A 22,076-nucleotide genomic window follows, 5' to 3' on the forward strand; every position below is an offset into this window, starting at 1 on the left:
CAGTCATCGATCTTGACGTACAGTGCGGTGAGAAGGGTGTTGATGTCTGTCGTCACAAACGGATCATCGACACCCTTCGCCCTTCCCCACAGTCCGCCTCAAAGCGACTTAGGACTTACTCGTCTAGAGGAGGCAACGATGAGACATCGGCACTCGCTCCGCGACCTGCTGCACGGGGCGACCCATCGCGTTCCGGGGATTCCCGCGCACGCCGAGCGGCCGGCCGGGCACCAGGGCCAGGCCCGCCACGGTCATGGGTGGCGGCACTCGCTCACGCACCGCCGTTCTCACCACCACGGGTTCAACCACTCTCCGGCCCGTCCGCCTCGCGTCCTGGCGGCGTGGCAGACACGGATCGCCCGCCTGTTCGGTCAGGAGCTGGGATGAAGGCAGCGGTGCTCCACGAGGTCGGGGCATCCCGCGCTATGAGGCGGCCGCTATCGAGCTCGCCCTCGCCGGGTCGAGCCTGCGCACCTCCGGTATGGAGATCTACGGCGCGGCCAATCACATAGACCGCAGGTCAGGCGCTACTTCGTTCAAGATTTCTTCATTGCTACCGCGATCCCCCGTTGTCCAGACCGTTACGGATCTCGACCATGGCAGAAGGAGGATCATCCGAAGAAGAGCGGAGAATCACGAGCATGGATCCGGTTGTCATCCGCCGTCTCGGCGGCGAGGACTGGCGTACCTGGCGCGATCTCCGGCTGGCGGCGCTCGCCGACGCGCCGGGCATCTTCCACGGGGACCTGGAAGAAGAACGTGCCTACGACGAGGCGCGGTGGCGGAGGTGGACCGAGGACGGCGTCAAGGTGGCCGCGTTCGGCGCGGATGTGCCGGTGGGTGTGGCCGCGGGGCGTGTCCCGGCGGACCGGGCCGGAGCCGTCGAGCTGTTCGGCATGTGGGTGCGTCCCGAGGTCAGAGGTGGGCGGATCGCCGAACGTCTGGCACTGGAGGTGACGGCCTGGGCGCGGGAGACGGGACGCTCCCGGGTGGAGCTGTGGGTCGTCTCCGGCAACGATCCCGCTGAACGCGTCTACCGGCGGCTCGGATTCCGCGGCACGGGCGAATACCAACTCCATCCGCGCGACCCGGGCCTGCGCAAGTACGTCATGGCCAAAGGCATCGGCTAAGGCATCGGCTGACGGTGGGCCGGATCCCCCGCTGAGTCGGGTGAATGCCGTTGTCGGTGAGGTCGCCGTGAGGCGCGGGATAATGCCGGCGTGTACCTGGAGAAAGCCTCGCGCGTGCCGGGGGCGGTGCTGTGGTGGAGCACCTCCCCCGGCTCCGGCGCCGCCGAGCGGCGGGTGCTGCCGGACGGGTGCATGGACGTGATCTGGGCGGACGGCACGCTGCTGGTGGCGGGCCCGGACACCGCCGCGCACGTGGTGAGCGACCGGCCCGGCGCCCGCTATGTGGGGTTGCGCTTCGGCCCCGGCACCGGTCCGGTGGTCCTCGGGATCCCGGCGTACGAGTTGCGCGACCGGCGGGTGCCGCTGGCCGGCCTGTGGCCCGGCGCCGAGGTACGGCGGCTGACCGAGCGGGCGGGCGAGACCGCCGACCGGCACCCGTCGCCGGATGTGTGCCTGGGCGCGGTGCTGGAGGAGGCGGCGGCTCGCCGGCTGGACGTCGCACCCCGTCCCGTCGACGCCGGTCTCGTCGGCTCCGTCGTGAACGGCGTGCGGGCGGGCCTGCCGGTGGCGCGGATCGCCGCCGACGCCGGGGTCGGCGAACGGCGGCTGCACCGCCGGTGCCTGGACGCGTTCGGGTACGGGCCGCGCACGCTCGGCCGCATTCTGCGGATGAACCGGGCGGTGGACCTGGCCCGCCGGGGCGCGCCGTTCGCCACGGTGGCCGCCGTGGCCGGGTACGCCGACCAGGCCCACCTGTCCCGTGAGGTGAGGTCGCTGACCGGTGTGACGCTCGGCGCGCTGGCCCGCTGAGCGTCACACCGGCCCCGGGGGGCGGGACCCGGCGGTGCGATGCCGCTGACCAGGGGAGATTCCGGGCAGCGAGAGTAGACTCGAAGCACTGCCTGAGACAGATGCCGGGTTGCCCAGCCTTCCGCGACAGATGATGAGGGGCCGGTGAGACCCGCGCGCGGAGGCATCGTGTCGACCAGCCGGATTCGGGGGTCTCGCTGTGACACGCGACTCGTCAACCCGTCCTCTCCGTTCCGGCGACGGGTGCGGTCTGTTTCGGCCACCACCGGGTGTGCGGCACCGAGGGCGCTGAGCGGGTGTGGCCCGGCTGCTGAGGGAAAGGGCGCGTCCGGCTCGTGTGCGGGGGCACCGGCACGCGCCGTGGTTCGCGGTGGCGGCGGTGTGCGTCGGTGCGTTCATGGGGCAGCTGGACGCGAGCATCGTCACGTTGATCTTCCCGGCTCTTCAGCGCGGGTTCCATGCGCCGCTGGCGGCGGTGCAGTGGGTGGCGTTGGCCTACCTGCTCACCGTGGTCGCCTTGCTGGCCGGTGCGGGCCGCCTGGCCGACATCGCAGGGCGGAAGCTGGTCTACCTGTACGGGTTCGTCGTCTTCACCGTCGCGTCGGCGGCATGTGGGTTCGCACCGTCGCTGCCCGTCCTCGTGGCCTGCCGGGTGGCGCAGGCGGCGGGGGCGGCGATGTTGCAGGCCAACAGCGTGGCTCTGGTGGTGACCAGTGTCCCCCGGCACCGGGCGAGGGCGGCGCTGGGGGTCCAAGCCGCCGCCCAGTCGCTGGGGTTGGCCCTTGGCCCGCTGGTGGGCGGACTGATCGTCGCCATGGCCGGCTGGCGATGGGTCTTCTGGATCAACGTGCCGGTCGGGCTGGTGGCCGTGCTCGCCGGACGTTATCTGCTGCCTCGCACCCGCGAGCGGGCGCATGGCCGTGCCTTCGATCTGGCCGGCCTGGTGCTGCTCGCATGCGCCACGTCGGGCCTGCTGCTGGCCGTCTCGGCGGCGTCCGGAATGGGATGGCCGATCTGGGCGGTCATCGCTCTGCTGGCGGCCGCCGCGGCGGCCGCGCTGGCCTTGCGGGGCAGGGAGCGGCACGCGGCCGCCCCTCTCCTCGATCCCGCCATGGTGGGCAGACGCACTGTGGCGCTGGGGCTGGTCGGCGCGATGTGCGGGTATCTCGTCCTGTTCGGCCCGCTGGTGCTCATCCCGCAGGTGCTGCTCGCCGCCGGTCTGAGCGAGCCCCATGCGGGGCTGGTGCTCAGCGCGCTGCCGGCAGGATTCGCACTGGCCGCGCTCGCGGCCGATCACCTGTTGCCGCGCCGGTGGGGGAATCGGCCGCGCTGTCTGGCCGGTGCTGTGGCGGCCGCCGCAGCGGTCGGGCTGGCGGCGGTCGCGCCCACCGCTCCCGGTCCGCTCGCCGTCTACCTGACCGTGCTGGGCGCCGGTCTCGGCGTGTTCGTCCCGGCCAACAACGCCGCCGTGATGGCCGCCGTTCCGACACGGTTGTCGGCGACTGCCGGAGGATTGATCAATATGTCGCGCGGTGTCGGGACCGCGCTGGGCATCGCCGTCGTCACCCTCGCTCTGTACACCGCGGGAGGACCGGGAGCCGCCGGAGCCCGGGTCGCGCTGGCGGGGCTCGGGGGCGCGGCGCTGGCCGCCGCGCTGACAGCGGTTCCGCCACCCAGGACGGGTGCCGCCCACGACGGGGAGGACGACCGTGGACATGACACGATCACATGAGGGGGACGACCTCGCGACACAGATCCGGCTCACCGCACGGCTCCGGTACCTCACTTCGCTCACCGCTGCCGCGGCGGCTGCGGTGATGCTGGGCTTCGCTCGCAACGACACGGTACTTGCGGCGGGCGCTCTCACGCTGACCAACGCCTTGGTGATAGCCGTCTATGCGTTCCGGCGCCGCCCGCGCCCCATGACGTCGGGCCGGACGCCGGGCCGATGGCGCATGGCCCAGCCCTCGGCCGGGTTCATCCACTTGATCGCTGTGTTGAGCACGGTCGCCGTGCTCCTCATCATGGTCAGCCTGCTGCCTGGATAGGCTGCACGGCCGCCGCCGATCATGAGGAGCCCGGCAGGCGTCGTGGGCTCGTGAGCGGGGCGGGTCAGTCGCCGGGCAGGGCGGCGAACAGGTCCACGCCGTTGCCGTCCGGGTCGTGCACCACCGCGTAGCGCTGCCCCCAGAAGGCGTCCCACGGCGGCAGGTGCCCCTCGTATCCGGCCTCGACCAGGTCCGCGTACACGCGGTCGACCTCCTCGGGGGCCTCGCAGCGGAAGGCGAGCGACATGCGCGTCGCGCCCTCCATGGGCGTCCAGGAGGGGTCCAGCGCGCGGACGGTGCTTTCGGTGTCCCAGGCGAGGCGCAGCCCGCCGGGCAGGGTCACCTCCACATGGGGCTCGGTGTCTGCCGAGGGCGGGATGTCCAGGCCGAGCCGGCGGTAGAAGGACAGGGAGGCGGCCATGTCGGTCACGACCAGGCCGATGAGATCGAACGTGGGTGCCATGCCTGCCACGTTAGGGGGCGGGCGGGCCGGCCGTCTTGAACGCTTCGGACAGTCAGCGGGAGAAAGGCGTGACGGCGGTGACGGCGGCCACCGGGATCGGGCCGTAGATGTGGGGGAAGGCCTCGTTCGCCCCTTCTGGCACCTCCCGCCTGACCGGGCAGCCGAGCCGGTCCTCGTCTATCTCCAGCAGCACCAGGGGCTCGGCGACGCCGGCGTAGTAGCGGCTCGCGACCCCTCGCGCCTGGGTCAGGTCGGCGGAGGCGTGGATGTAGCCCTCCTCCGCCAGGGTCCGGCCGAGGGTCGAGACGCGGTATTCGCCCGCCGTGACGGCCGCGTCCCAGTCGGCGGCCAGCGCGAGATGGAAGATCATGGGCTGACCCTAGCGGGCGGTCCGAGCGCGGCGAGCGCGCGGGCCACCGCCTCCCCGGCCCGGTCTCTGGAGTCGGGGCGGGCCTCGACGACGTCTTCGACCCACAGTCCCGACAGCAGCCCGGCGACGAAGCGGACCTCCGCCGGCCCGCAGGGGTAGCCGGCGCGCTCCAGCACCGCGGCGACGATCCCGTCGCAGCCGTCGGTCCAGGCGCGGGCGATGGCCTGCAGCGCCGGGTCGCGGCCCGCCTGGAGATACAGCTCCCACAGGCCGAGCTGGCGCAGCCGGTCGGAGGCGTACACGCCGGTGAGCGTCTCGGCGACCTCAGGCGGCGTACGGCCGGGCGGGCGGTCCACCGACTCCCGCATGCGGGCGAGTTCGCGCTCGACGAGCAGGGCGAACGCCTCGGCCAGCAGCTGGTCGCGGCTGGTGAAGTAGTAGGAGGTGGCGGCGAGGGGAAGGCCGGCCCGGCGGGCGACGGCGCGGTGGGTCACGGCGGCGAAGCCGCCGTCGCCGAGCAGGTCGACGGCCGCGTCGAGCAACGCCTCCCGGCGGCGTACGGCACGCTCCTGCGGGCGCCGCGGGTGGGGTGTGACCGCCCGCACGGCGACGCCGCGCGGGGAGGCCGCCGCGGGGACGGGTGCGGGCCGGTCCTGATCGGGCACGCCGTGATCCTCCCCTGGATCGTCAGGGCTCCCCCTCGTCCGGGGAGCCGTCCGGATCACCCATAGGTCGCTGACAATCATGCCCTGCCGTGCGCAGCTCCGCGTCCGGGTGACAACGGGAACGGCGGGATCACAGCCCGGTGGTGGTCCTCGTCCGCTCCCCCTCTGTGTCGGTCCAGGAGCCGTGCCGGTTCAGGAGACGTGTCGGTTCAGGGGCCGAGCGGGTGCCCGGTCGTCGCGTCGACGTGGCCGGGGATCTCGGCGTGGCGGTCGCCGACCGTCGATGTCCCGGTGGGTTCGAACATGAGGATCGCGGCTCCGGCGGGAGCCGACGGCTTGTGCTCGGTGCCGCGGGGGACGGTGAACACCGCGCCCCGGGGGAGCCGGACCGTGCGCTCGCCGCCGGGCTCCCGCACGGAGATGAACAGCTCCCCGTCGAGCACCAGGAAGAACTCGTCGGTGTCGTCGTGGGCGTGCCAAATATGCTCGCCTTCCACCTTGGCGACGCGTACGTCGTAGTCGTTGACGCGGGTGACGATGCGCGGGCTCCACAGGGCGTCGAAGGAGGCCAGGGCCTCGTCGAGGGCGATGGGTTCGTTGCTCACGAGTGCATCCTGGCCCCTGCGGCGCGATCGGCGTGAGTGCTAGGAATAGCGCATGACGCAAGGATCCTCGCACGACGCGCGCGGGGCCGGCCCGCACCGGGTCGTCGTGATCGTGGACGAGAACTCCAACCCCTTCGAGCTGGGCTGCGCGACCGAGGTGTTCGGCCTGCGCAGGCCCGAGCTCGGGCGCGATCTCTACGACTTCCGCCTGTGTTCCCCCGAGCCGCGCACGCTGATGCGCGACGGGTTCTTCACGCTCGCGGGCGTCGCCGGCCTGGAGGCGGCCGAATCGGCGGACACGTTGATCGTCCCCAACCGTCCCGACGTGGAGGTGCCGCGCCGCCCCGCCGTACTCGCCGCGATCCGGCGGGCGCACGCGCGCGGCGCCCGCCTGGTCGGCTTCTGCAGCGGTGCCTTCACTCTGGCGGAGGCCGGGATTCTCGACGGGCGCCGGGCCACCGCGCACTGGCAGTGGGCGGCCTCCTTCCGGGCCCGCTTCCCCGCCGTCCGGCTCGAGACGGACGTGCTGTTCGTGGACGACGGTGACATCCTGACCTCCGCGGGGAGCGCCGCCGCGCTCGACCTCGGCCTGTACATCGTCGGCCGCGATCACGGCGCGGAGGTCGCGAACTCCGTGAGCCGGCGGCTCGTCTTCGCCGCGCACCGGGACGGCGGGCAGCGGCAGTTCGTGGAGCGGCCGGTGCCCGATGCGCCGGACGAGTCCTTGGCGCCGGTCCTGGCCTGGGCGCAGGAGCGGCTGGACGCCCCGCTCACGGTGGCCGATCTCGCGGCTCGCGCCTCGGTCAGCGCGGCGACGCTGCATCGCCGTTTCCGGGCGCAACTGGGCACCACGCCGCTGGCGTGGCTGACCGGGGAACGGCTCGCCCTGGCGTGCCGGCTGATCGAGCGGGGAGAGTCGCGCTTCGAGACGGTCGCGCGGCACAGCGGGCTGGGCACGGCCGCCAACCTGCGCGCGCTGATGCGCCGCAAGATCGGGCTCACTCCGCTGGAGTACCGGCGCCGGTTCGGACCGGTGACAGCGGTGCGTGTGCCGCAGGGGTGACGGTCAGTGCGCGCCGGAGAGGTTGAGCACGGCGACCCCGGCGATGATCAGCGCGATGCCCGCGGCCTTGACCAGGTTCATGTGCTCGCCGAGGAACAGGGCCCCGATCAGCGCGATCGCGGCGGTCCCGGTGCCCGCCCAGACCGCGTACGCGATGCCGACGGGCATGCGGAGCTTGAGCGCCCAGGCCAGCAGGACGAACGAGGCGATGTAGCCGGCGGCCACCACGATGGTCCAGCCCCAGCGGCTGAAGCCGTCGCTGAGTTTGAGCGCGGAGGTGGCCAGGACCTCCGAGGCGATCGCGCCGACGAGCAGGAGCCAGGCCATGGGGAACCTCTCCGAACAAAAACTGTACGCTTGTCCCAATTTTACTCGGCAAGGCGCCGCAACACCATGGGCGGGCCAACCGGGTGCTCCAGGCTTGTGAAGCAGCGGGAGCACGGGCCCTGTTCGCCGGGCGGGCGGTGAGGGATGCGTTACGGCGGATGAACGCGCCCGTGACGACGTGGAAACGACGGCCCCGTACATATCTGTCAACCGACAGAAATCCCCCCAGCTCCGGGAGCCCCGATGGCCGTCACCGTCCCTCCCTCGCCCCCCACCGACGAGAGCGCCCTGCAGACGTTCGGCTACCGCCAGGAGCTGCACCGCAGCATGGGCAGGTACGCCTCGTTCGCCGCCGGATTCTCCTTCATCTCCGTGCTGACCACGGTCTTCCAGTTCTTCGCCTTCGGGTACGCCTCCGGCGGCCCGGCCTTCTTCTGGACCTGGCCCGTCGTGCTGGCCGGGCAGATCATGGTCGGCCTCTGCTTCGCCGAACTGGCCGCCCGCTACCCGATCTCCGGCGCCATCTACCAGTGGTCCACCCGGCTCAGCACGGCGGCGTTCGGCTGGTTCGCCGGATGGATCATGATTCTCGGGCAGATCGTCGTGATCGCCGCCGCGGCGCTCGCCCTGCAGGTCGTGCTGCCGGCGATCTGGCCGGGCTTCCAGCTGGTCGGCGGCGACCCCGCGCCCACCACCGCCACGGGAGCGGCCAACGCCGCGATCCTCGGCCTCGTCCTGCTCGCGCTCACCACGACCGTGAACGCCGTCGACAACCGCGTTCTCGCCCGGATCAACAGCATCGGCGTCACCGCCGAGATCATCGGCGCGGTGCTCATCGTGGTGCTGCTGTTCACCCACGCCGAGCACGGGCCGGGCATCACGTTCAGCACCGGAGGGCACGGCGGGGCCGTCGGCGCGCTGCTGGTCGGCTCGTTCACCGCCGCCTACGTCCTCATCGGGTTCGACAGCGCGGGCGAGCTCAGCGAGGAGACCCGCAGCCCACGGCGGGTCGCCCCGCGCACCATCCTGACCGCGCTCACGGCCGCCGGGCTGCTCGGCGGGCTCATCCTGTTCGCCGGGCTGCTCGCCGCGCCGAGCCTGACCGACGGAAGGCTCGCCACCGAGGGCCTGTCGTACGTGCTCACCAGCAGCCTGGGCGACTGGGTGGGCAAGCTGCTGCTGGCCGACGTGGTGCTGGCGATCACCGTGGCGACCATGGCGATCCAGACCGCCGCCACCAGGATGCTGTTCTCCATGGCGCGCGACGGGGTGATGCCGCTGTCGGGCACGCTGTCCAGGGTCTCACCCCGCACCGGCATGCCGACCGGGCCCGCGCTGGTCACCGGGGTGGCCGCAGCGGCCGTCCTGCTGCTCAACTTCGCCTCTCCCGAGGCGTTCCTGGCCATCGGCACCACCTGCATCGTGCTGCTCTACCTGGCGTACGCGATGGTGACGGGCCCCCTGCTGTTCCAGCGCCTGCGCGGCGGCTGGCGGGGCGGGGCGCCGGCCGGGTTCGCCGAGGACGGCAGCCCGCTGTTCAGCATGGGCCGCTGGGGCCTGCCGGTCAACGCGCTGGCCCTCTGTTACGGCCTGGCGATGGCGGTCAACCTGGCCTGGCCGAGGGCCGAGGTGTACGCCCCGATCACCGGCCACTGGTTCTTCCAGTGGTTCACGCTGCTCTTCCTGGCGGCGGTCGTGGCTCTCGGCGCGCTCTACCGGCGGCTACGCCGGCCCGTGGCCCTTCTTCCGCAGGTCGGGCAGATCCCCGTCGGCAACACCGGCCAGGCGTAGCGCCGCGTTGGCGGTGGCGGCGGCCAGCGTCTCCAGGACGCCGGCCGCCATCGCGCCCGGGGTGTCCCTGCGGATCAGGATGACGCCCTCGATCAGCGCGAACAGCAGATCGGTGCGCAGCGCCCGTTCGGCGGGCGTCAGCGCGGCACCGGCGGAGGTGGCGGCCAGCAGCCGCCCGTAGGTGTCCTTGAGCTCCCCGTGCATGCGCCGGAAGCCGGCGAACCGCTCGGTGTGCACCTCGGGCAGGAGGTAGAGCGCGCCCAGGTTGTGCGGGCCCGAGCACAACAGCCTGGCGTCGCAGTGGCACAGCTGCCACAGCCGCTCTTCCGGCGTGGCGCCGGTCAGGGCGCGGGCGGTCTCCAGCGAGGGCCGCACCGTGCTCTCCAGCAGTTCGGCGAGGATGTCCTCCTTGCCGTCGAAGTAGTGGTAGATCGACGCCTGCCTGATCCCGGCCCGCTCGGCCATCACCCTCGTCGAGGTCGCGGCGTAGCCGTGCGTCGTGAACAACTCCGCCGCCGCCATGAGGATCTCCTCCCGCGGGCTCAGGTCGCCGCGCGGGCGCGCGACGGCTCGCGGCCTGCCGACTCTCCGCACGCCGGAGCCGGTCCCGCCGGAGCCGGTTTCGCTGGAAATGGGCACGTCGGAAATGGGCAGGTCGGGACGGGCACTCACCCCACGATCGTCGCACACCTCCCCCGAACCCTCGCGGCTGTGCGATCTCGGTAACGGACGGGAAACCTCGCGACGCGTGAGAGGAAACACGCGACGCCTAATTTCTGTCGCACGACAGAAATTCCTGCCCCCTCTCACAGGAGATCGCGTCATGGCGACCAGCACGACGTACGGCGCGCGAGAGCACGCCCGCGCCCAGGAGGGCACCAGAAGCGACACCATGCCGGTGCTCCCGGCCTCCGACTGGCCCGCCCCGCCGGACGGTGTCGCCCCCGCCGACCTCGTATGGGCCGAAACCGTCGCCGGGGGCGGCTACACCCACAAGGTGCTGGCCCGGGGCACCGAACTGCGCCTCACCGACCTGGCCGGCGACGCCTGCGCGCACCTGCTGCTCTACGTGGCGGGCCTCCACTGGGAGCGGCTCAACGTCGCCGACACCGTCAAGGTGCTGTGGAACGCCTACCTCGGCGAAGGCCACCTGCTGCTGTCGGACCAGGGCCGCGTGCTGGCCTCCGTGGTCGCCGACACCTCCGGCCGCCACGACACCGTGTGCGGGACCTCCACCCTGCGGCGCAACACCGAACGGTACGGCGACGGCACGCCGCACGGCCCCGCCCCCGCCGGGCGGGAACTGTTCACGCTGGCCGCCGCCAAGCACGGCCTGGAGCCCCGGGACCTGCCCCCGTCCATCTCCTTCTTCCAGGGCGTCCGGGTCGGCCCCGACGGCCGCCTGACCTTCACCGGCTCCGCCGGGGCCGGCGCGTCGGTCACCCTGCGCGCCGAGATGCCGCTGACCGTGCTCATCGCCAACACCGCCCACCCGATCGACCCCCGTCCCGCCTACACCTGCACGCCGCTGGAGGTCCTGGCCTGGCGCGGCCGGCCGACCGGCCCCGGCGACCCCCTGTGGCAGGCGAGCCCCGAAGGCCGCCGCGCCTTCCTCAACACCGCCGAGGTGACCCGATGACCCCGCCCGACGTGCTCGCGCTCGACGTTCCCGTACTCGATGTCACCGTGCCCGCCCGCGCCCCCTGGTCGGCGATCGTCCGCGCGGGGCAGGAGCTGACCATCACCGACCTCGGCGGAAACCAGGCCGTCGACTGCCTGCTGTACGACGCGCACGACACCGCCGTCCGCTACAGCGCCCCCGACACCGTCCACGCCCAGGGCGGCATCTTCCTCACCACCGGCAGCGTGCTGATGTCCAACGAGCACACCCCGCTGATGACCGTCGTCGCCGACACCTGCGGCCGCCACGACACCGTCGGCGGCGCCTGCTCCAAGGAGTCCAACACGCTGCGCTACGGACACCACACCTCCTCCCAGCACGCCTGCGTGGAGAACTTCCTCATCGAGGGCAGCCGCCACGGGCTCGGCAAACGCGACCTGGTGAGCAACATCAACTGGTTCATGAACGTCCCGGTCGAACCCGACGGCACACTCGGCATCGTGGACGGCATCTCCGCCCCCGGCCTCGCCGTCACCCTGCGCGCCGAGACCGACGTGCTGGTCCTGGTGTCGAACTGCCCGCAGATCAACAATCCGTGCAACGGCTTCGACCCCACGCCCGTGCGGATGACGGTCCGATGAACACCCTCCTCGTCGCCAATCGGGGCGAGATCGCCGTCCGCGTCATCGCCACCGCCCGCCGCCTGGGCCTGCGCACGGTCGCCGTCTACTCCGACGCCGACCGGGGCGCCGCCCACGTCCGCCTGGCCGACCACGCCGTACGGCTCGGCCCCGCCCCCGCCCGGGAGAGCTACCTGGACGCCGGCCTGGTGCTGCGGGCCGCCCTGGACAGCGGCGCGGACGCCGTCCACCCCGGTTACGGCTTCCTGTCGGAGGACGCCGCCTTCGCCCGCCGGGTCGAGGCCGCCGGGCTGGCCTTCGTCGGCCCCACCCCCGAGCAGCTCGACCTGTTCGGCGCCAAGCACACCGCCCGCGCCGCCGCGGAACGGGCCGGCGTGCCCCTGCTCCCCGGCACCGGCCTGCTCCCCGACCTGGACGCGGCTCTGCGCGCCGCGCGGGACATCGGCTACCCGGTCATGCTCAAGGCCACCGGCGGAGGCGGCGGCATCGGCATGCGCGCCTGCCGCGACGCCCGTGATCTGGCCGAGGCGTGGGACAGCGTGCGGCGCACGGCCGCCGCGAGCTTCGCCTCGGCCGGGCTGTTCCTGGAACGCCTGGTCGAGGGCGGCCGGCACGTCGAGGTCCAGGTGTTCGGCGACGGCATGGGCGGCGTCGTCACGTTCGGCGACCGCGACTGCTCGCTGCAGCGGCGTCACCAGAAGGTGCTGGAGGAGGCCCCCGCCCCCGGACTGCCGCCGCGGGTGCGGGCCGGGCTCGCCGGCAGCGCCGCCGGCCTGTGCGCCTCGGTGCGCTACCGGTCGGCGGGCACGGTGGAGTTCGTCTACGACCCGGTGCGCGCCGAGCCGTACTTCCTGGAGGTCAACACCCGGCTGCAGGTGGAGCACCCCGTCACCGAGGCGATCTACGACGTCGACCTGGTCGAATGGATGCTGCGCCTGGCCCAGGGCGACGTGAGCCACGTGCGCGCCGCGCTGCGCAACCCGCCCCGGGCCGCCGGCCACGCCGTCGAGGCCCGAATCTACGCCGAGGACCCGAGCCGCGACCACCGGCCCGGCGCGGGCCTGCTCACCCGGGTCGAGTTCCCCGAGGGCGTACGGGTCGACGGCTGGGTGGAGACGGGCACGCAGGTGAGCAGCGCCTACGACCCGCTGCTCGCCAAGGTGATCGCGCACGGCGCCGACCGGGACCAGGCCCTGGACCGGCTGGCCGCGGCGCTGGCCGAGACCCGGATCGACGGCGTCGAGACCAACCTCGGGCTGCTGCGCGCCGCCGCGGGCGATCCCTCCGTACGGGCGGCCACGCACGGCACCGCCACCCTGGCCGGGCTCGCCGACGGCTCCCGCCGCATCGAGGTGGTCCGGCCCGGCACCCTCACCACCGTCCAGGACTGGCCGGGACGGACCGGCTACTGGCAGGTGGGCGTGCCGCCGTCGGGGCCGATGGACGACCGCTCCTTCCGGCACGGCAACACCGCGCTGGGCAACGACCCCGGCGCGCCCGGTCTGGAGTGCACGTTGCGCGGCCCGGCGCTGCGCTTCAGCCACGCTACGACCGTCTGCGTCACCGGCGCGCCCGCGCCCGTCACCGTGGACGGCACGCCCGTTCCCCAGTGGGAGCCTGTCACCGTGCCCGCCGGCGGCGTGCTGGACGTCGGCGCCGCAGAAGGGCCGGGACTGCGTGTCTACCTGCTGATCGCGGGCGGGTTCGACGTGCCCGCCTACCTCGGCAGCGCCGCGACGTTCACGCTCGGGGGGTTCGGCGGCCACGGCGGCCGGGCCCTGCGCGCCGGGGACGTCCTGCATGGAGGTTGTCTGAGGCACGGTGGGCACCTCGCCCCGCACGCGAGCGCGGAGCCCGGCGAGCGGCCCGAGTTCGGACGCGAGTGGCGGATCGGCGTGGTCGAGGGCCCGCACGCCGACCCCGAGTTCTTCACCGGCGACGACATCCGCGACTTCTACGCCGCCCAGTGGAAGGTCCACCACAACTCCGCCCGCACCGGCGTACGCCTGATCGGCCCCAAACCGCGCTGGGCGCGCCTCGACGGGGGCGAGGCGGGACTGCACCCCTCCAACATCCACGACACGCCCTACTCGGTGGGCGCGGTGGACTACACCGGTGACATGCCGGTCGTGCTCGGTCCCGACGGCCCCTCGCTCGGCGGTTTCGTCTGCCCCGCCACCGTCGTCACCTCCGAACGCTGGAAACTCGGCCAGCTGCGGCCCGGGGACACTGTCACTTTCGTCCCCGTGCCCTCTGCGGTCGGCGCCCCCGGCGACGGCGGCGTGCTCCACCGCCTTCCCGAGACCGGCGAGCGGCCCTGCGTCACCTACCGGCGCAGCGGGGACGACAACATCCTCGTCGAGTACGGGCCGATGGAGCTCGACCTGGGCCTGCGCATGCGCGTGCACGCCCTGTCCGAGGCCCTCCCGGAGGCGCTCGCCGCCCGGGATCTGCCCGGCGTCGTCGACCTCACCCCCGGGATCCGCTCGCTGCAGATCCACCTTGACCCGGCCGTGCTCTCCCAGCGCGACCTGCTGGACGAACTGCTCCGCGTCGAGGACGGCCTGCCGCCCACCGGGGAGCTGGAGGTGCCGAGCCGCGTCGTCCACCTCCCCCTGTCGTGGGACGACCCCGCCACCCGGGAGGCCATCGCCCGTTACATGGCGGGCGTGCGCGACGACGCGCCCTGGTGCCCGTCGAACATCGAGTTCATCCGCCGCGTGAACGGCCTGGAGGACGTGGCCGACGTGCACCGCGTCGTCTTCGACGCCGAGTATCTCGTGCTCGGGCTCGGCGACGTCTATCTCGGCGCGCCCGTGGCCACGCCGCTCGATCCCCGGCACCGGCTGGTCACGACCAAGTACAACCCGGCCCGCACCTGGACCGCCGAGAACTCGGTCGGCATCGGCGGCGCCTACCTGTGCGTCTACGGGATGGAAGGGCCGGGGGGTTACCAGTTCGTGGGCCGTACGACGCAGGTGTGGTCGAGCTGGCAGCAGCGCGGCGCGTTCCAGCCGGGCTTCCCCTGGCTGTTGCGTTTCTTCGACCGTATCCGCTGGTATCCGGTGACGGCCGAAGAGCTGCTCGAACTGCGCGCCGACCTGGCGGCGGGGCGGTTCGAACCCAAGATCGAAGAAGGTGTGTTCCGGCTCGCCGACTACCGCCGTTTCCTGGCCGAGCACGCCGAGTCCATCGCGGCCTTCCGCGACCGGCAGGCCGCCGCCTTCGCCGCCGAACGCGCGGCCTGGCAGGCGGCGGGCGAGTTCGACCGGGCGGAGCAGTCCCAGGGCCCGGCCGAGACCGAGCTGGAGCTGCCACCGGGCTGTGAGGTGGTGGAAGCGGAGTTCACCGCGAGCGTCTGGCAGGTCAGCGTCACGCCGGGCCGGCGGGTCGCGGCAGGGCAGCCGCTGGTGGTGCTGGAGGCGATGAAGATGGAGTCCGCCGTCCCGGCCCCGGCCGGCGGCGTGGTCGAACGGGTCCTGGTCGCCCCCGGTGACCAGGTGGAGGCGGGCGTCCCGCTGGTGGTGCTGAGGAGCGATCGTGGCTGAGACGGCACGGGAACGGGTCCGCAGGGCCTACGAGCGGATCACCGAGACGGACCGTCCGGAGATCTGGATCGACCTGCGGACACAGGCCGAGGTGGAGGCAGAGGCCGCCGCCGTGGACGCCCGTGTGGCGGGCGGCGACCACCTCCCCCTCGCGGGCCGGCTGCTGGCCGTGAAGGGCAACATCGACGTGGCCGGGCTGCCGACCACCGCCGGCTGCCCCTCCTACGCCTATCGGCCGGACGCCGACGCCCCCGCCGTGGCCGCTCTCCGGGCGGCCGGCGCGATCGTGCTGGGCACCACCAACCTGGACCAGTTCGCCACCGGGCTGGTCGGCACCCGCAGCCCGTACGGTGCGGTGCGCGCCGCCACCGACCCGGCGCGGATCTCCGGCGGGTCCAGCTCGGGCTCGGCGGTCGCCGTCGCGCTCGGCCTGGCCGACCTCGCGCTCGGCACCGACACCGCGGGCTCGGGCCGGGTCCCGGCCGCCTTCAACGGCATCGTCGGGCTCAAGCCCACCCGTGGCCTGGTCCCCGCCGGCGGCGTGGTCCCGGCCTGCCGGAGCCTGGACTGCGTCAGCGTCTTCGCCCGCACGATCCCCGAAGCCCAGCGGGCCCTGGCCCTCATGACCGGCTCTTCCGCACGGCCCGCGTCGCGCCCGGCCCGCCGCCCCGGGCCGTGGCGGGTGGCCGTGCCCGCCACGGCCGACCTCGGCGCGCTGGCCCCGGGCTGGGCCGAGGCGTTCGAGACGGCGGCCGGCGCTCTGGCCTCGGCGGGCGTGGAGATCCGCCCGATCGACCCCGCCCCCTTCCTGGAGGCCGCCACGCTGCTCTACCAGGGCGCGTTCGTCGCCGAGCGGTACACCGCGGTCGGCGCGTTCGTGGAGAAGGGCGGCCCGGACCTGGATCCCACGGTCGCCTCCATCATCACCGCGGCCCGTGACCTGCCCGCCCACCGCCTGTTCGCCGACCGGGAACGCCTGGCGGAACTCCGCGAGCGGGCTATGTCCCTGCTCGGTGACGGCGACGCCCTGCTCCTGCCGGTCACTGTCCGCCATCCCACCCTGGCGCAGGTCGCGGCCGACCCCGTCGGCGTCAACAGCGACCTCGGCCGTTTCACCAACTTCGTCAACCTCTTCGACATGTGCGCGCTCGCCGTACCCGCCGGGCAGGTGGACGGGCTGCCGTACGGGGTGATGCTGGCCGGCCGGGCCCACGCCGACGACGACCTGGCCGCCGTCGCCCGGCTGCTCCAGCCGGCCGCCCGCCTGGCGGTGGTCGGCGCGCACCTGTCGGGACAGCCGCTCAACCACGAGCTCACCGCGCGCGGCGCCCGCCTGCTGGCCGCCACCGGCACCGCCGCGCGCTACCGGCTGCACGCCCTGACCACCGATCCGCCCAAACCCGGGCTCGTACGCGTCGCCGAGGGCGGCGCGGCCATCGAGTGCGAGGTGTGGGAGCTTCCCGCCGGAGGGCTGGGCGACCTGCTCTCGGCCCTTCCCCGCCCGATGACGCTGGGCCCGGTCGAACTGGCCGACGGCACGGACGTGCCCGGCTTCCTGTGCGCGCCGGAGGGGCTGCGAGGCGCCACCGACATCACCGCGTACGGGGGGTGGCGCGCCTACCTCCGATCCGAGGGGGTCCGTTTCTGACGCGACGGGCACCGCGTCCCGCGGCCGCGCTCACACAGGCGGTCGCTCACAGGGTCACCGGCAGCGCGGTCAGCCGCCGCGTGCCGGGGTCGGGGGCGCGCAGCTCGTCGATCGGGGCGGCCAGGGCCAGGCCGGGGAAGCGGCGCAGCAGCGCGGTGATCGCGGCCTGGGTCTGCACGCGGGCGAGGGATGCGCCCAGGCAGAAGTGCGGCCCGTGGGCGAACCCCAGGTGGCCGGCGCCGGGCGCCCGGGTCACGTCCAGCCGGTCGGGGTCGGCGAACACCCGGGGGTCGCGGTTGGCCGCGGCGATCAGGGCGGTGACCTTCGCGCCCTCCGGCACGGTCGCGCCGTACAGCTCGACGTCCTGACGGGCGTGGCGCGGGATCGCCAGCAGCGCGGGGCCGCACCAGCGGATGAGCTCCTCGACGGCCGCCGGCATCAGCGCGGGATCGGCGCGTACGGCGGTCAGCTGGCCGGGGTGGGACAGCAGGGCGGCCACGGCGTTGGCGATCAGGTTTGTCGGCGTCTGCCCGGCGAGGACCAGGTGCCAGACCATGGTGACGATCTCGGTGTCGCTCAGCCGGTCCCCGTCCTCGGCCCCGTCTTCGCCCTGGGCGCGGGCGAGGTCGGCCAGCACGCCCCCGGAGGCGTCCGGTTCGGCGCGGGCGGCGGCGACGGCGGCCTTGGCGCCCGCGATGATGCCCGGGATGGCCCGCGCGAAGTCCCCGCCCGCCCCGGCGGCGACGGTGGCGCCCCATTCGCGCCAGCGCGGGCGGTCCTGTTCCGGGATGCCGGCCAGCGTGCAGATGACGTCCATCGGCAGCGGCCGGGCGAAGTGGCGCAGCAGGTCGACCTGTCCGCCTTCGGCGTGCGCGGGCAGGTCGTCGAGCAGGGCGCCGACGATGGCGTCGATGCGGGGCCGGAACTCGGCCGCGCGGCGGGGGGTGAAGGCCGGGGCGGCCAGTTTGCGCAGCCGCGCGTGCTCGGGGCCGCTCATCTCGCTCATCGTCCGCATGTACGGCAGGCAGTCGTCGGGGACCGGCGGACGCATGAAGCTGTCGGCGGTGAGGGCGAAACGGGCGTCGCCGAGCATCGCCCGCGCGCCGTCGTGCCTGGTGAGGGCCCACACGGGGCCGAGGCCGGGGATCAGCAGCCGCGCGAGCGGCGCGGCCTCCCGCGCTCGTCCGTACACGGTGAAGGGGTCGCGCAGGACCTCGGGGTCGGTGAGGTCCACCTCGGGCAGGGAAATCACGGGCAACTCCAAATGCTCATCCCAGATGTTCATGTCATCTGGATGGCGACGGTATCTTGGGCCTCGCCGTACGGCAAGCGGGCGTACGCGGACGAGGAGATCGATGGAACGCCTCACGAGGGCCGAGCTTCAGGCGCGAAACCGGGCCAGGGTGCTGGCCGCCGCCCGGGAGGAGTTCGCCGATCGGGGGTTCCGCGACGCCAAGGTCGACGCGATCGCCGACCGGGCGGGGCTCACCCGCGGCGCCGTCTACTCCAACTTCCCGGGCAAGCGGGCCCTGTACTTCTCCGTGCTGGCGGACCTGGCCGAGCGGGAGGCCGCCGTGGACGGCGCGGCGTCCGGAGCGGGCACGGCCCGGGAGGCGCTCGCCGCGTTCGCCCGCGCCTGGATCGCCCGGCTTCCGCTGGCCACCGACGGCCCGGCCAGGCTCGGCATGGACCTGATGCCGGAGGTGCTCGCCGATCAGCGGGTCCGCCGGCCGTTCGCGCAGCTGATGAAGCTGAACGCGATCGTGCTCGGGCTCGGGCTGGAGGGCCTGGACGGGCCCGGGCGGCGTCTGGTGCGGGTCGCGGAGACGGCCCTGACCACCCTGTACGGCGCGAGCCAGATGGCCGACGCGGCGCCCGGTTTCGCCGAGCCGTTCGACGTCGTCGCGGCGTGCGCCGCCCTGGCGGACCTGGATCTCGGCGACCGGTGGGACGCCCCCCACCTGCCGTTCGTCCCCCGCGCGCGGCCCGACGACGGGCCGTGGTCGCCGCCGCCCGCGGTGGACGCGCTCGGCGGCGAACCGGCCCCGCTCGCGCGCGACGGCGTGGTGGCGGTCCTCGGGCTGCACCGCCTGGGGGCCGTGGAGGAGGCGGTGCGGGCCGCGCCACCCGCCGGCGAGGTCACCGTGGCCCTGGTGACCGGCGACCCCGGCGAGCTGGGGCCGCTGGCCCGGCTGGCCCTCGCCGAGCTGCGTTCCTGCCTGCGCCGGGCGCTGCCCGCGCGGGCCTGGCCGCGCCTGCGCGTGGTGCACGACGAGGAGGGGGCCGTCGCGGCGGCGGCCGGGGTGACCGCCGTGAGCGACGGGACCGAGGCGGCCGTGCGGGTGCGGTCGGGCCGCGTGGTCGCCCGCGCGGACGGGTACGGCGCCTGTCACGCCGCCGCCTCCGCCGAGTCCTGACAGCGCGGGACGCGCGGGGCGTGGACACTTGGCGCAGCGGTCGAATGCGTGTTCTACTGAACCTCATGCGTCGCGACGCCACTTCCCGCGCCGGGGACCAGAGCCCGCCGCGGCCCCGCGTGCATGAGACGGTGCAGGAGCCGCTCGTCGGTGAGGGCGGTGAAGTGACCGCAACCCGCCCACGCATCGAACGGCAGGCCGTCACCCGCGTCTTCGACGGCATCACCTGCTACGAGGTGCCGGCCCGCGCGGCGCTGGAGCGGGTGCCCGAGGCCGCCGAGCTGCCCTTCGCGTGGGGCGCGAGTCCCTATCGCGGCTGCGAAGCGGGCTGCGGCTACTGCACCGCCCGTCGCGGTCACCGCTACCTGGGCCTGGACCCCGGCGGCGACTTCGCCACGAAGATCGTGGTCAAGACCGACCTGGCCCGGCGCCTGCGGCGTGAGCTCGCCTCCCCCCGCTGGGGCGGCGATCCGGTCGCGCTGGGCCTCACCGGCGACTGCTACCAGCCGGCCGAGGAGATCTACCGCCTGATGCCCGGTGTCATCCGGGCCCTCGCCGACGCGGCCAACCCGTTCACCCTGCTCACCAAGAGTCCTCTGGTCCTGCGCGACCTGGACCTGTTACGCGACGCCGCGAAGGTGACCCAGGTCGGCGCCCTGGTGTCGGTCGGCTTCGTCGACGACCGCCTGCGGCGCGCCGTGGAGCCCGGAGCCGCGACGCCGCAGCGGCGCCTGGAGGTCTGCGCCGCGCTGAACGAGGCCGGCATTCCCTGCGGTGTGCTGATGGCCCCGATCCTGCCGCTCATCACCGACTCCACCGACCACCTGCTGGCGACCGTACGGCGGGCGGCCGAGGCGGGCGCGGTCAGCGTCACGCCCATCGTGCTGCGCCTGCCGGCGGGAGCGCGGGAGTGGTACCTGCGGTGGCTGGAGCGCGAGCACCCCGGTCTCGTGCCGCGCTACCAGGCGCTGTACGGCAGGGGCCAGGTCGCCGAGGAGGGCTACCGGCTGCGGATCGCCGAGCAGGTGCGGGCCCTCGCCGAGACCTACGGCATCGGCAGGGACGCCCGGCGCTGGCGGCGGCGCCGCTCCCCCGCCCGCCAGCTCGCCCTCGTGTGATTCCTCGGGAGACCGGAGCCGCCACCGGTCCCGTACCGCCCGATCCGCGGGAAGGCCGGGCCGTGGCAGGGCGGGCGTGGCAGGGCCGGGCCGTTCAGGCGGCGGGGCGGACGGCATAGCCGCCGAGAGAGGGTTCCAGTAGGCCGAAGGCGGCGTCGATGTAGCCGGTGAGAGCCGTCTCGATCTCCGCGTCGTCCTGCCCCGCGATGGCGCGGCGGAGCGTCTCGTCGAACAGGAGCCGGTGGACGCCGCCGAGCTGGGCGGCGGCCGCCCGGGGCAGGATGTCGCCGGGCCCGGCGCCGGTCTCGGCGGCCAGCGCGTCGGCCAGGGCCTTCTCGCGTTCGTCGTGGAACTCCCGCAGCCGGGCCGTCAAGGCCGGGCTTCCGGCGATCATCCGGGCGAACGCGGGACCGGAGAAACCGATGACCGGGTCGTGCTCGCCGACCGCGGCAAGGTAGGCGCGCCGGAGCGCGGCCAAGGCGGAGTCGCCGGGCGCCCTGTCGCGGACGGTCCGGGCCAGGGACTGCACGAACTCCTCGCTCAGGTCGAAGACCAGATCCTCCTTGCGTGGGAAGTAGTTGGTGACCGTCATCTTGGACACCTGCGCCGCCTCCGCCACTTCGGCGATCGTCACCTTGTCGAAACCGCGCTCAAGGAACAGTCGGGTGGCCTCGTGGGAGATCTTCTCCCTGGTCTGCCGCTTCTTGAGCGCTCTGAGGCTGGTCTTCTCCGTGTCCATACGCCCACCTTACATTGATTCGACCTAATTTTAGCCTTGACATGATTCTAGGTTGGACATAAGTTTTGACCTTGCCAGCCGATCCGGGCTCGTGCGACACCGAAGGGACCTGCTTTTGACCACTGCCGCGCTCCCCGCCAGCCCCGCCCGCCATCCGAAGGGAGCCGTGGACATCGACCCGGTGAAGGACTATCTCAAGCAGATCGGGCGCACCCCGCTGCTCACCGCCGAGCAGGAGGTGGAGCTGGGCGAGCGCATCGAGGCCGGCCGGCTCGCCGCGGAGGGCTTGGCCGCCGATTCCGGCGACCCGGCCGAACGGTGCGAGCTGGAGCGGCTGGCCGCCGACGGCCGCCGCGCCAGGGACCACATGGTCGAGGCCAACCTGCGGCTGGTCGTGTCGATCGCCAGACGCTACGCCGCCAGGGGCGGGCTGCCACTGCTGGACCTGGTGCAGGAGGGCACCATCGGCATGATGCGCGCGGTGGAGAAGTTCGACCACCGGCGCGGGCTGAAGTTCTCCACCTACGCCACCTGGTGGATCAAGCAGGCACTCGGCCGCGCGCTGGCCGACCAGAGCAGGACGGTCCGCCTCCCCGCGCACGTGGTCGAGGATCTCAACCGGGTCCTCCGTGCCCGGCACGTGATTCAGCGGGAGCTGGGCCGTGAGGCCACCCCCGAGGAACTGGCGGCCGAGCTCGGCCTGACACCCGAGAAGGTCGAGCAGTTGCTGCGGCATGCCCGCGAGCCGATCTCGCTGCACACCCCCGTCGGCGACGACGGCGCCGAGCTGAGCGACCTTCTCGCCGATGACGCGCCCGGTCCCGCGGCCGAGGTGGCCGCTTCCTCGCTCCGCCGTGACCTGGAGGCGGTGCTGGAGACGCTGAGCGAGCGGGAGGCGGCCGTCATCACCCACCGGTACGGCCTGGCCGACGACAGGCCGCGGACCCTGGACGAGATCGGCCGGACGTTGGGGGTGACCCGGGAACGCGTCCGCCAGATCGAGGCCAAAGGCATGCGCAAGCTGCGCGAGCCGGCCTGCGCCCGCGCCCTGGCCGACCTCCTCGTCTGACCT

General features: G+C 73.5%; 22 protein-coding genes. 14 read left to right on the forward strand and 8 right to left on the reverse strand.

Annotated features, from left to right (window positions below; translation table 11 throughout):
• Nucleotides 1–138 precede the first annotated feature (138 nt).
• The 5 genes from HHX41_RS35055 to HHX41_RS35075 all read left to right on the forward strand — a co-directional run bounded on the left by HHX41_RS35055 (nt 139) and on the right by HHX41_RS35075 (nt 3,988).
• Nucleotides 139–387 carry a hypothetical protein gene (locus tag HHX41_RS35055; protein WP_182909391.1) on the forward strand — a complete coding sequence of 83 codons (249 nt, stop codon included), beginning with the start codon at nt 139–141 and terminating at the stop codon, nt 385–387.
• 254 nt (nt 388–641) lie between these two features.
• Complete coding sequence (locus tag HHX41_RS35060) at nt 642–1,130, forward strand: GNAT family N-acetyltransferase (protein WP_169982667.1); 489 nt, start codon at nt 642–644, stop codon at nt 1,128–1,130.
• A 90-nt stretch (nt 1,131–1,220) separates the two neighbouring features.
• Nucleotides 1,221–1,940 (forward strand): helix-turn-helix transcriptional regulator, encoded by a 720-nt coding sequence (locus tag HHX41_RS35065; protein WP_182909392.1) that lies wholly within the window; start codon nt 1,221–1,223, stop codon nt 1,938–1,940.
• Between the two features lie 337 nt (nt 1,941–2,277).
• Nucleotides 2,278–3,672, forward strand: a complete 1,395-nt coding sequence (locus HHX41_RS35070) for an MFS transporter (protein ID WP_310742322.1) — start codon at nt 2,278–2,280, stop codon at nt 3,670–3,672.
• A complete protein-coding gene (locus HHX41_RS35075) occupies nt 3,650–3,988 on the forward strand; it encodes a hypothetical protein (protein ID WP_182909394.1) in 339 nt (112 codons plus the stop codon). Before HHX41_RS35070 ends, HHX41_RS35075 begins: the two co-directional genes overlap by 23 nt.
• Nucleotides 3,989–4,052: 64 nt before the next feature.
• Here the strand turns inward: HHX41_RS35075 and HHX41_RS35080 are convergent, their stop codons facing one another.
• From HHX41_RS35080 to HHX41_RS35095, 4 genes are all read right to left on the reverse strand, one after another.
• Nucleotides 4,053–4,451: a VOC family protein gene (locus HHX41_RS35080; RefSeq protein ID WP_182909395.1), complete on the reverse strand. Its 399-nt coding sequence runs from the start codon at nt 4,449–4,451 to the stop codon at nt 4,053–4,055.
• A 52-nt stretch (nt 4,452–4,503) separates the two neighbouring features.
• Nucleotides 4,504–4,821, reverse strand: a complete 318-nt coding sequence (locus HHX41_RS35085; protein WP_182909396.1) for a DUF952 domain-containing protein — start codon at nt 4,819–4,821, stop codon at nt 4,504–4,506.
• Nucleotides 4,818–5,486: a TetR family transcriptional regulator gene (locus HHX41_RS35090; protein ID WP_211592061.1), complete on the reverse strand. Its 669-nt coding sequence runs from the start codon at nt 5,484–5,486 to the stop codon at nt 4,818–4,820. Before HHX41_RS35090 ends, HHX41_RS35085 begins: the two co-directional genes overlap by 4 nt.
• A gap of 209 nt (nt 5,487–5,695) precedes the next feature.
• Nucleotides 5,696–6,091: a cupin domain-containing protein gene (locus tag HHX41_RS35095; protein ID WP_182909397.1), complete on the reverse strand. Its 396-nt coding sequence runs from the start codon at nt 6,089–6,091 to the stop codon at nt 5,696–5,698.
• Nucleotides 6,092–6,143: 52 nt separating this feature from the next.
• Here HHX41_RS35095 and HHX41_RS35100 point away from each other — a divergent pair, with 52 nt between their 5' ends.
• The gene (locus HHX41_RS35100) at nt 6,144–7,154 is read left to right on the forward strand and encodes a GlxA family transcriptional regulator (protein WP_182909398.1); all 1,011 of its coding nucleotides are present in this window, start codon (nt 6,144–6,146) and stop codon (nt 7,152–7,154) included.
• A 3-nt stretch (nt 7,155–7,157) separates the two neighbouring features.
• Here HHX41_RS35100 and HHX41_RS35105 read toward each other — a convergent pair whose 3' ends face one another.
• Entirely contained in the window at nt 7,158–7,481 is a 324-nt protein-coding gene (locus HHX41_RS35105) for a multidrug efflux SMR transporter (RefSeq protein ID WP_169982675.1), read from the reverse strand.
• Nucleotides 7,482–7,724: 243 nt separating this feature from the next.
• On the opposite strand from HHX41_RS35105, the gene HHX41_RS35110 reads away from it, so the two are divergent.
• On the forward strand, nt 7,725–9,272 hold the full coding sequence (locus HHX41_RS35110; protein WP_182909399.1) for an amino acid permease: 1,548 nt from the start codon (nt 7,725–7,727) through the stop codon (nt 9,270–9,272).
• Here the strand turns inward: HHX41_RS35110 and HHX41_RS35115 are convergent.
• Complete coding sequence (locus HHX41_RS35115; RefSeq protein ID WP_310742315.1) at nt 9,204–9,944, reverse strand: TetR/AcrR family transcriptional regulator; 741 nt, start codon at nt 9,942–9,944, stop codon at nt 9,204–9,206. The two genes, HHX41_RS35110 and HHX41_RS35115, sit on opposite strands and share 69 nt — an antisense overlap.
• Nucleotides 9,945–10,095: 151 nt before the next feature.
• On the opposite strand from HHX41_RS35115, the gene HHX41_RS35120 reads away from it, so the two are divergent.
• From HHX41_RS35120 to atzF, 4 genes are read left to right on the forward strand one after another with little or no spacing between them, the layout of a single operon-like run.
• Nucleotides 10,096–10,911, forward strand: coding sequence for an urea amidolyase associated protein UAAP1 (locus HHX41_RS35120; RefSeq protein ID WP_182909400.1), 816 nt, complete (start codon nt 10,096–10,098; stop codon nt 10,909–10,911).
• Nucleotides 10,908–11,534 (forward strand): urea amidolyase associated protein UAAP2, encoded by a 627-nt coding sequence (locus HHX41_RS35125; protein WP_169982679.1) that lies wholly within the window; start codon nt 10,908–10,910, stop codon nt 11,532–11,534. Before HHX41_RS35120 ends, HHX41_RS35125 begins: the two co-directional genes overlap by 4 nt.
• Complete coding sequence (locus HHX41_RS35130) at nt 11,531–15,082, forward strand: 5-oxoprolinase/urea amidolyase family protein (RefSeq protein ID WP_182909401.1); 3,552 nt, start codon at nt 11,531–11,533, stop codon at nt 15,080–15,082. Before HHX41_RS35125 ends, HHX41_RS35130 begins: the two co-directional genes overlap by 4 nt.
• The gene (gene atzF / locus HHX41_RS35135) at nt 15,075–16,730 is read left to right on the forward strand and encodes an allophanate hydrolase (RefSeq protein ID WP_182909402.1); all 1,656 of its coding nucleotides are present in this window, start codon (nt 15,075–15,077) and stop codon (nt 16,728–16,730) included. The genes HHX41_RS35130 and atzF overlap by 8 nt, the downstream gene beginning before the upstream one ends.
• Nucleotides 16,731–16,776: 46 nt before the next feature.
• Here atzF and HHX41_RS35140 read toward each other — a convergent pair whose 3' ends face one another.
• Nucleotides 16,777–18,015 carry a cytochrome P450 gene (locus HHX41_RS35140; RefSeq protein WP_182909403.1) on the reverse strand — a complete coding sequence of 413 codons (1,239 nt, stop codon included), beginning with the start codon at nt 18,013–18,015 and terminating at the stop codon, nt 16,777–16,779.
• A 70-nt stretch (nt 18,016–18,085) separates the two neighbouring features.
• Between HHX41_RS35140 and HHX41_RS35145 the strand changes: the two genes are divergently transcribed.
• Together HHX41_RS35145 and HHX41_RS35150 are read left to right on the forward strand one after the other, a co-directional pair.
• Complete coding sequence (locus HHX41_RS35145; RefSeq protein ID WP_169982683.1) at nt 18,086–19,147, forward strand: TetR/AcrR family transcriptional regulator; 1,062 nt, start codon at nt 18,086–18,088, stop codon at nt 19,145–19,147.
• A gap of 164 nt (nt 19,148–19,311) precedes the next feature.
• Nucleotides 19,312–20,265, forward strand: a complete 954-nt coding sequence (locus tag HHX41_RS35150; RefSeq protein WP_182909404.1) for a radical SAM protein — start codon at nt 19,312–19,314, stop codon at nt 20,263–20,265.
• 94 nt (nt 20,266–20,359) lie between these two features.
• Here the strand turns inward: HHX41_RS35150 and HHX41_RS35155 are convergent, their stop codons facing one another.
• Nucleotides 20,360–21,004: a TetR/AcrR family transcriptional regulator gene (locus HHX41_RS35155; protein ID WP_182909405.1), complete on the reverse strand. Its 645-nt coding sequence runs from the start codon at nt 21,002–21,004 to the stop codon at nt 20,360–20,362.
• A gap of 115 nt (nt 21,005–21,119) precedes the next feature.
• Here HHX41_RS35155 and HHX41_RS35160 point away from each other — a divergent pair, with 115 nt between their 5' ends.
• Nucleotides 21,120–22,073 (forward strand): sigma-70 family RNA polymerase sigma factor, encoded by a 954-nt coding sequence (locus HHX41_RS35160; RefSeq protein ID WP_259401553.1) that lies wholly within the window; start codon nt 21,120–21,122, stop codon nt 22,071–22,073.
• The last annotated feature ends 3 nt before the right edge of the window (nt 22,074–22,076 follow it).

Origin of the sequence: Microbispora sp. H13382 (assembly GCF_014161445.1) — a bacterium.
Lineage (GTDB): Bacteria > Actinomycetota > Actinomycetes > Streptosporangiales > Streptosporangiaceae > Microbispora.

What these genes read in the sequence shown, in the direction of transcription:
- HHX41_RS35085 (WP_182909396.1), bottom strand. Translation starts at nt 4,821, where the DNA reads ATGATCTTCCATCTCGCGCTGGCCGCCGACTGGGACGCGGCCGTCACG.
- HHX41_RS35145 (WP_169982683.1), top strand. Translation starts at nt 18,086, where the DNA reads ATGGAACGCCTCACGAGGGCCGAGCTTCAGGCGCGAAACCGGGCCAGG.
- HHX41_RS35060 (WP_169982667.1), top strand. Translation starts at nt 642, where the DNA reads ATGGATCCGGTTGTCATCCGCCGTCTCGGCGGCGAGGACTGGCGTACC.
- HHX41_RS35100 (WP_182909398.1), top strand. Translation starts at nt 6,144, where the DNA reads ATGACGCAAGGATCCTCGCACGACGCGCGCGGGGCCGGCCCGCACCGG.
- HHX41_RS35140 (WP_182909403.1), bottom strand. Translation starts at nt 18,015, where the DNA reads ATGAACATCTGGGATGAGCATTTGGAGTTGCCCGTGATTTCCCTGCCC.
- HHX41_RS35125 (WP_169982679.1), top strand. Translation starts at nt 10,908, where the DNA reads ATGACCCCGCCCGACGTGCTCGCGCTCGACGTTCCCGTACTCGATGTC.
- HHX41_RS35120 (WP_182909400.1), top strand. Translation starts at nt 10,096, where the DNA reads ATGGCGACCAGCACGACGTACGGCGCGCGAGAGCACGCCCGCGCCCAG.
- HHX41_RS35155 (WP_182909405.1), bottom strand. Translation starts at nt 21,004, where the DNA reads ATGGACACGGAGAAGACCAGCCTCAGAGCGCTCAAGAAGCGGCAGACC.
- HHX41_RS35055 (WP_182909391.1), top strand. Translation starts at nt 139, where the DNA reads ATGAGACATCGGCACTCGCTCCGCGACCTGCTGCACGGGGCGACCCAT.
- HHX41_RS35080 (WP_182909395.1), bottom strand. Translation starts at nt 4,451, where the DNA reads ATGGCACCCACGTTCGATCTCATCGGCCTGGTCGTGACCGACATGGCC.
- HHX41_RS35130 (WP_182909401.1), top strand. Translation starts at nt 11,531, where the DNA reads ATGAACACCCTCCTCGTCGCCAATCGGGGCGAGATCGCCGTCCGCGTC.
- HHX41_RS35110 (WP_182909399.1), top strand. Translation starts at nt 7,725, where the DNA reads ATGGCCGTCACCGTCCCTCCCTCGCCCCCCACCGACGAGAGCGCCCTG.
- HHX41_RS35105 (WP_169982675.1), bottom strand. Translation starts at nt 7,481, where the DNA reads ATGGCCTGGCTCCTGCTCGTCGGCGCGATCGCCTCGGAGGTCCTGGCC.